A 7,824-nucleotide genomic window follows, 5' to 3' on the forward strand; every position below is an offset into this window, starting at 1 on the left:
GTATTGGGCATGAGCTGCATAAGGCCCTTTGCTCCCACCGGCGAAACGACATCGAAGCGAAAGGAGCTTTCGGTGCGCATGATCCCCCAAATGAACTCACTTGGCACATTAAAGGTCGTCGCGTATTTTTCGACAGAATCTTTGTAGGCTCTAGGATAGGCATACTCCCACAAATAGCGACTGCCTTCGATTCCACGCTGAGAACGAATATTGGAAAAATTAACGATACTGATGTACGACGACCGATGGTAAGATCTTATCTGCTCATATGAAGCCATTAACATTTTGAGATAGTCTTGATTGCGCGTCCGACGTTCTATTTCAAATAGTTCCCATCGAGCCCATTCACCCAGCCCTACCTGAATAAGTAAGGTGGCCCTCTCAAATCTCAAGCGCAATTCGGGATCGCGAAAATCCGTGGCAACAACAGCCTTCTCCTCATCCGGCGAATTGGTTCCTTCTTCTGTAGCAACAACGTCCGCAGTCTCTTCTTCTTCAGCTGAGACACCGTCCATGGTCGTGTTCAAGCCTTCCTCGGATTCAGCCTCCTGAACTCCCTCTCCCTCTCGCTTTCCGATAATCTCTCCATTGACGTCGAGTTCTTCTTTGAGAGAAACAAGTCCATCCCCATCTGGCATAATTCCCATATATGTAGATGAAGATCCTTCTGCCACCTTCCGAACCGTCTCAAGATTCAAAAATACTTTCTAGGCGATACTTGGCGGTCAGGGTGTAATAATCCCACATCGGATCTTTGGCGATAGCCTCAAAAAGAGTCCTGGCCTCGGTGTACTTATTCATGCGCAAAAGCGCCATGGCCTTCCAGTAATTAATTCTTTCAATGGCAATTTTGTTCCAATAACGACGAGTTTGACGATCCTTCTTTTCATTTAAGATTCGATCAAAACCATTCAGAGCTCCAAGATAATCTCCTTTAAGATAGCGAATCCAGCTCAGGTGCCACTGAGAATCCCGACTCAATCCAGACCGCGGATATTCCTTCAAAAATTGCTCAAACTTACGAGAAGCTCCATCATAATCTTGAAACTGATAACTCAAAAAGGCAGCTTGATAAAGTGCCTCACGCCCCGATCGAGATTTTGGACTTGATTCGTGTGCTTGATGAAAAGCCCCGACCGCAGTCTGATATTCTCCAGCTCTGGCTGCGGCCCTCCCTAACTGCATAAGATACGCAAAGTTCCTTTGGTATTTTTCATAATGTTTAATCAGAAGTTTCAAAGCCTCGTCGACATAGCCGTCATTGACTAAGAAATTAGCCAAAGTCATATCCACTGCATAGAGAGAAGCTTCACCCGTGGCCCGCTTCCTCAATGTTTCAAGTTCAGATCGAGCTCTGTCGGACTTTCCGGCCCACTGCAAACGACGAATTCGCTTCTGCTGATCTCCCGGCGTTGCGAGGCATCCGAGCTTTTCCCATCAAATGGTGACGAGGCTAAGTCGATTCCCCAGTCATCAATGAGCCCATGTTGCGGGTATTTGCTATAGAGACGCCGGGCCCACGCACAAGCTCTCCACTTTCGCCCGCTCTGCATTTCAACCTTCACCAGGCGCCACAAAATTTCGGGATAAGTCTCAGAAGATCGCCAACGCCGTTCTAAATAAGCCAACTCAGGAAGAGCCTTGCTCCACTTCCCTTGATCAATTAACATTTCACTTATCTTAAATTTTGTCTCATAGGCCAATTGACTGGGAGGACGAAGCTTCAAGAGGCGATCGTATTCTCGCTGGGCTTCCTTGAATTCACGCTTTGCCTGAAGAGAGAGGCCTAAAAATACCGCACATAGTACTCGATGGGACTGGGAATAGTAGAGTGCCTTTTCTAGATGGCTCTGGGCTTCATTGTATTTCTGAAGCTCAAATGACAACACCCCGCGAACAAAAGAACTCAAGGCAATGTCCGCGGGTGACAAAGGGCCTTTCATTTGCGTGAGGGTCTTCTCCGCACCCGAATAGTTCTTTTCTTCAATCAGAGCTCTTACCTTGGCGAATAAATTCTGCTGTCCTGAAGTGGGAATGACAAAAAATACCACCAGCGTGAGAACAACAGCTGAGCCGATCCAATGGCGCAAGAATTCCTCCCGTAAAAGGGCCGCAAGAGACAGCCCGTCCCTTATTTTATTAGACTTAGTCACCATGTAAACCTGGACCCTCAAATTATTTGCACATGGTCATTTTGTGCGATGCGCCATTTGAGAGACCAAATCGAAGAGACAAATAAAAAAGAGACTTTAATTTTTGTACGCCGTCCCAGCGGATGGTAGGGGTACAGGCGAATTAGAAATCTGGAGTTCAATCGTGGCTAAGAACAAATCCCTATTCGTCTGTCAGGAGTGCGGAGCACAACGCCAAAAATGGGAGGGGCGCTGCAATGAATGTGGGGCCTGGAATTCACTCGTCGAAGAAAAAATCATCGCTCCCTTAGGCAAAGCATCTGGTCGAGGCTGGACAATCGGAAATAGCGAATCAGACTCTTCCGCCTCGGGACTTCGGGCCTATCGCCTCAATGAAACCTTCGATGAAGGACAGGCAAAACGCCAATCTACCGGAATCGGCGAGCTCGACCGCGTCCTTGGGGTGGGCTCGTCTAGGAAGTTACACTTTGTTGGGCGGAGATCCTGAATGGGAAAAGTACTTTGCTCCTGCAAATGGCAGGAGGCCTAGCCAACGAGGGCAGCCAGATTCTTTATGTATCAGGCGAAGAGAGCGTCCCCCAAACAGCTCTGCGCGCTCGTCGGCTCGGTATTCAGTCAGAAAAAGTGGCCATCGCAAGCGAGAGCCGACTTGAACACATCATCGCACTCGCCCGCTCCCTTCATCCTGAAGTTCTTGTGGTCGATTCGATTCAGACCGTCTACCTCGCCGACATTCCGTCGGCGCCAGGATCTGTCTCTCAAGTGCGAGAGTGCGCAAGTCAATTGATGAGTTTGGCGAAGAGTTCAAATATGGCCGTCCTTATTATTGGTCACGTCACCAAAGAGGGAAATATTGCGGGTCCCAAAACCTTGGAACACATGGTCGACACCGTCTTGTCATTTGAAGGCGATAACAACCACCAATTTCGCTTGCTCCGTGCCCTCAAAAATCGCTTTGGAGCCACAAATGAATTGGGCGTTTTTCAGATGGCGAGCCAAGGTATGACCGAGGTGACCAACCCTTCCGAATTATTTCTAGAAGAGCGCGGCGCCGACCTCATTGGTTCGAGCGTGTTTACTGCGATGGAGGGGAGTCGACCTCTCCTGTGCGAAGTCCAGGCACTGGCCTCCTATTCGCCAATGGCCATGCCTCGCCGAACTTCTATTGGATTTGATTTAGCTAGAATCCATCTTCTTGTGGCAGTTCTAGATAAACATTTGAACTCTCACCTTCATCAAAATGATGTCTTCGTTAATATCGTGGGGGGCCTCAGGCTCACTGAGCCCGCTGCCGATCTTGCCGTTGCTGCAAGTCTGATCTCGTCGATAGGTCAACAGGAACTGGATCCGCGCACTTGTTTTTTTGGTGAGATTGGCCTCACAGGAGAGATCAGGGCAGCCAGTTTGCCGGAAGAAAGAATCCGTGAGGCACTTAAGCTAGGTTTCATGACTTTTGTCTTGCCAGAGTCAAATCGCAAACACGTCGCCCAGCAAATAAAAGAAAAAAAAGATCCGCTGACCACCTTTAAGTTCGTCAAACACATCCGAGATCTAGAAAGAGTCATCGGCAAGCGCACCCAGGCGGCGCAAAAGGGTAAACTGCCCTTAGAAAACTGTCCCACAAATTAGCCCCCCCTTTACTTAGAATTTATAATCCGTTCAATCTCTTCAATCACAAGTGAATTTCCAGGCTCCTTGAGGAGAACTTTTCGATCATTACGAATGTTTTCAGAATAAGTTTCCAAATTGGCGAGAAAGGTGCGCAAACCGCTTTCTGTTATACTCGGCTCACTGATCCCAAACTTATTTTCTGCAATTATCCTTGCATTGAGTTGTTGCTCATAGATCGGTAACGGCAAGGCATAAACAGGCTTTCCTAAGTACATCGATTCTGACAAAAGAGTATGTCCAGCGGTTGAAATGATGCCGTGGGATGCAATCAAGATAGAATCAAATCCGGATTCTCCGTGACGGTAGAAGCGAACATTCTCAGTGTTGCCCGGCAACTCAAACCTTGCTGGCAGAAAAACATGGGCTTCAAAATTTTCAGGAATTGTAGATGCAATGATTCGCATCCATTGATCAATTGGCTGATTGCCACTTTGCTGGGCCGTAACATATACGAGAACCGACGGTTTCGCGCTCTTTGGACTTCCTTTTGCCGCAATAATCTCTGGTCTGATCATAGGTGGCAAGATATCGACATCTTGGTCCGTGTTTCCTTGAGCTGGCTTGACATCAAAAAACGAAACAGCAATTCTCTTTTTGGCAATTGGGAAAAACATGCTTAGACGTTCCACTTCATCCAAATAGGTGGTACCAGCTAAATCGTCAGGAAACTGGCCCGCCAAGTATTTACTTTGTTGGTCCAAAGTAACCAATTTAGTTCGTTTTGCGTAAGCATACTGAGCGCTTACCAATTCGTAGTCACTGATCACCAAATCTGGATTGCCAAAACTCTTTGCTGCTTGGCTCATGGCTTCTGCGTTGATACGGTTGAAATCGACTTTATTTTTATCTGACCGTGCCGTTTGCTCGAAATCGAGTCCACTCGATGTCCCTACATAATACGGATTCGCAACTTCAACTACTTTCAAGTTGGGATAATGAGGATATCGATTTCTAAAAATGCAATACCCTCGCCATAAGTGAAAACCATGACTTGATCACCTTGGTCTAAGAAATGCCGCAAGACGGGTAGTTGTCGGCTTATGTGCCCATTTCCGATTCCACAAATCCCGAAAAGAATCTTCCTGGGCGTATCAGCTTCAGGGTTCGCCTTTCCCGGAGCGGTTGTGCGATGTTGCCTGCGAATAAAAGAGGTCACGCCGTTTAAAGAGGCGGTTACTTTATAGACGGGAATATTTTGAAGGCTCGAAAGCAGTTCCCTTGAAAGTCCAGCCCTGACATCCGCGCCAGTCGTGCCGTCGAAAATGGCTCTATCCCCACCGATTAAGATATCTTCTCTCTGTTTATCCATGAAAAAAGGATACAAGGTGTGAAGGGCACTCATGGAACTCAATTCGGAATAATCTTGGACGCCGTCATTCAATCCCACAAGAAAAATTTTTTTGATTGGAACTCGTGGCGATTTTGCGTAGAATTCGGATGGCAGCTGAAATGAAATCCGATCTCCGAACTGATGGGCATTCATTTTTTTAACGGCAGACCATCTCCCAATGTCTTGGGATCGAACAGTAATGGTTTTGGTTCCGGCGATGGCTTCCATCACTCCATTGCTACCAATGGTAATCAATGTCTTGTCGCCAGAAAAGATTTTCATTCCGTGATGGATTGCATGATTTAAAGCAAGAGATGTCTTACCCGATCCTGGCGCACCAACGAGCAGAACGTATCCGTCCTTTTCATTTCCAATGCAGGCAGCATGGACGGGATAAATTCGATTGTTCAGCCATTCTTTGCGAGCAGCACCATACAAGAGGTGTATGAAATCAGGTGGCAGTTTCGAGCCCCAGCGCGCAGAGATGGTCACTGCGCCTCTCTGTTGCTCCAATCGTATGCTCGAAGAATCACCTTCAATATGGTTCAAAAAAAGATTTGGCCTACAAGTTCCTGAAGAACACTCTCTGAATCCTGGTAGATGCGCTGACAAATTCACCAAGTCTTCTCGAGTCAAATGAAATGGGGTGTTGCTTTTAAATTCGACGGTAACACCGCCCCCCAAAGTCCAGGTCTTTCTCTCTAATATTTCCTCCTTGGACGACCCTGCAAACTCAATGTAACCACCTGATAGGAGTGCGCCACACTTGGCTGCAGAATTAGAGATAGCAATTGGGGGTTGGCCTGCTGGCTCAATTGCGTGGGCAGAGCTCGCGAGAAAAGAAGATGCTGAAATGGCAGCGAACAGCCACAGACAGAAAGCATTTTTGAGGGGGCTAAGTTTACTTTTTATCATGGTCTTGCACCCATTTCCTCACGATTTCAGCCAAGTCCTTAATTCCATTTTGGCCATATTCATCAACAAGCCTTTCAATTTTCAGACTCGACTGCGGGTACAATGAGGACTTGACTTTCTCAGCCAAGACATGGCGCAATCGTTCTTGATACGTACGACTCTCTAGGACCATGAGCATCTTGGATTTAATTTCATTCATCACCGTTTCTTGCGGGCGAAAATAATCAATCTCTGGCCCGTCAGTGAAATCATTCCAGTCTAGCGACCAATCCACCATATCTCGGCGTTTGAGCAGTTGAATTTGCTGTCCCTGTGAATCATTCGTCGGCGGTAGCCACACGACTGGAACGCCTGCCGAGGAAGCTTCAATTAAGTTGCCTAGTCCCGAGGTCATAAATGCTACGCGCACTTGTTCTAAATGATTTTGAATATGACCTGGGCTTAACGTCGCAGCATTCAAGCGCTTTGGCATTTCTTTTGCGAATTTTGGATTGGTTGCGACGATGATTTCTCCGGTTTGATCTGCGACAGCCAACGCACAGCTTTCGGCTAGGAGGTTCGCAAACTTGGACATGAGATCATTTGAAACAAAGGGGTTGCTCAATCCGCCCAGGTTGACAAGAACTGCTTGTTTTCGTTGATGCAAGAACGACGGTTCAAGGGCTGAACGATCGGTGCAACGACTGCCGTCTTTCCGGAAAAAGAAAACGTGCGCCTTCAATTCTTTCTCTGACTCCCACAAAATCTTGTGCCACATAAAGATCCACAAGAGCGGAGTTTTCAGGAAAGGGCTTCCAAAACCATGTGAGTGGATCATAGACGCCTACCTTGTATCCTTCTTCCTGGGCGACGCGTGCGTATCGAAAATCCGAAGAGGTGAAAAAATGGGTGTACCGCGATGAAAGGCGGCGAAGATGTTCACGAATTTTGGGGTCAGAAGTCGAGTCTTCCAGCCTGACAATATCGTCATAAGGAAGAGAATTTTGAAGCGCCAGCGTATGGCCTTCACCAAGGTAGCCCATGAGTTCCATATGAGGACGCAGTTCCAGAAATAATTGCGCAGTCGCTGCCGATGGGCCAAATCAAAAGCCTCGGCATTCATGAGAGTTTGCCGCATTGACCGTTTGCCCAGCAAAGTACGCTGGAAAGAAAGCACAAAAAGAAAAACAAAGGTCGCTTGCGTTTTATTTTTCAATCCCGTTTTATTCATCGCCAAACCAACTGTCTAAACCGTAGAGCTTGCGTCCAAGCAAAGTCAGATTTTCCTCACTGTGTCGAAGACTGTGTTCATAGCGAGGCCTGGCTGTCGCTCGAAGCCCTGCATCGTGATTGTTCCAACCAATCCCTTCGCGGTAATATTTGAGCCTCAGATCCGCGAGGCTTGGATCATTCTGTGCCGGAGTAAAGGTCAATAGAGCCGCATATCGAGTTCCACTGGGGTCCCCTCGAAATCGGCTGTGAGTTGTCCGAGAATCCCAGATAACGATTTGCCCTTCTCTCAGTCTCAACGCAACAAAAGGCAGCGCCTCTGTTCCCTATTCTACAAACCCAGCATTGGGTTTGGTCCACTAAACTATATTCTTGGAAGGAAAGATGGGACTTGGGCACCAAAGCCAATGTGCCGGTGCCCTCATTCATATCGCGCAATGCGAGCATTGCTTGAACATTGAAAAACCCGGGGTGCTGAATTGGATTCTGGTCCACGTGCGGGGGAAGCGGCTTTTTCTCCTTCGTTCGAGTTCCAATACATCACTC

The 7,824-nt window shown here is 47.6% G+C and carries 8 protein-coding genes and 1 pseudogene; 1 reads left to right on the top strand and 8 read right to left on the bottom strand.

Annotated elements, in window-relative coordinates; genetic code table 11:
* The 3 genes from IPL83_07155 to IPL83_07165 form a co-directional block, all read right to left on the bottom strand.
* On the bottom strand, positions 1-698 hold a 698-nt coding region (locus IPL83_07155; GenBank protein ID MBK9038923.1), incomplete at its 3' end, for a lytic transglycosylase domain-containing protein.
* Entirely contained in the window at positions 688-1,380 is a 693-nt protein-coding gene (locus IPL83_07160) for a tetratricopeptide repeat protein (protein ID MBK9038924.1), read from the bottom strand. The genes IPL83_07155 and IPL83_07160, both read right to left, overlap by 11 nt.
* On the bottom strand, positions 1,329-2,156 hold the full coding sequence (locus tag IPL83_07165) for a tetratricopeptide repeat protein (GenBank protein ID MBK9038925.1): 828 nt from the start codon (positions 2,154-2,156) through the stop codon (positions 1,329-1,331). Before IPL83_07165 ends, IPL83_07160 begins: the two co-directional genes overlap by 52 nt.
* Before the next feature lie 160 nt (positions 2,157-2,316).
* On the opposite strand from IPL83_07165, the pseudogene radA reads away from it, so the two are divergent.
* A pseudogene (gene radA / locus IPL83_07170) lies at positions 2,317-3,782 on the top strand (DNA repair protein RadA).
* Between the two features lie 8 nt (positions 3,783-3,790).
* Here radA and IPL83_07175 read toward each other — a convergent pair.
* From IPL83_07175 to IPL83_07195, 5 genes are all read right to left on the bottom strand, one after another.
* A complete protein-coding gene (locus IPL83_07175) occupies positions 3,791-4,750 on the bottom strand; it encodes a hypothetical protein (GenBank protein ID MBK9038926.1) in 960 nt (319 codons plus the stop codon).
* Positions 4,747-6,069, bottom strand: coding sequence for a hypothetical protein (locus IPL83_07180; protein ID MBK9038927.1), 1,323 nt, complete (start codon positions 6,067-6,069; stop codon positions 4,747-4,749). Before IPL83_07180 ends, IPL83_07175 begins: the two co-directional genes overlap by 4 nt.
* Positions 6,056-6,715, bottom strand: coding sequence for a hypothetical protein (locus IPL83_07185; GenBank protein MBK9038928.1), 660 nt, complete (start codon positions 6,713-6,715; stop codon positions 6,056-6,058). The genes IPL83_07180 and IPL83_07185 overlap by 14 nt, the downstream gene beginning before the upstream one ends.
* 10 nt (positions 6,716-6,725) lie before the next feature.
* Positions 6,726-7,100 (bottom strand): hypothetical protein, encoded by a 375-nt coding sequence (locus tag IPL83_07190; GenBank protein MBK9038929.1) that lies wholly within the window; start codon positions 7,098-7,100, stop codon positions 6,726-6,728.
* A 171-nt stretch (positions 7,101-7,271) separates the two neighbouring features.
* Positions 7,272-7,577 carry a hypothetical protein gene (locus IPL83_07195; protein MBK9038930.1) on the bottom strand — a complete coding sequence of 102 codons (306 nt, stop codon included), beginning with the start codon at positions 7,575-7,577 and terminating at the stop codon, positions 7,272-7,274.
* Between the last annotated feature and the right edge of the window lie 247 nt (positions 7,578-7,824).

It is taken from the genome of Bdellovibrionales bacterium (genome assembly GCA_016716765.1).
Taxonomy (GTDB): Bacteria; Bdellovibrionota; Bdellovibrionia; order Bdellovibrionales; family UBA1609; genus JADJVA01.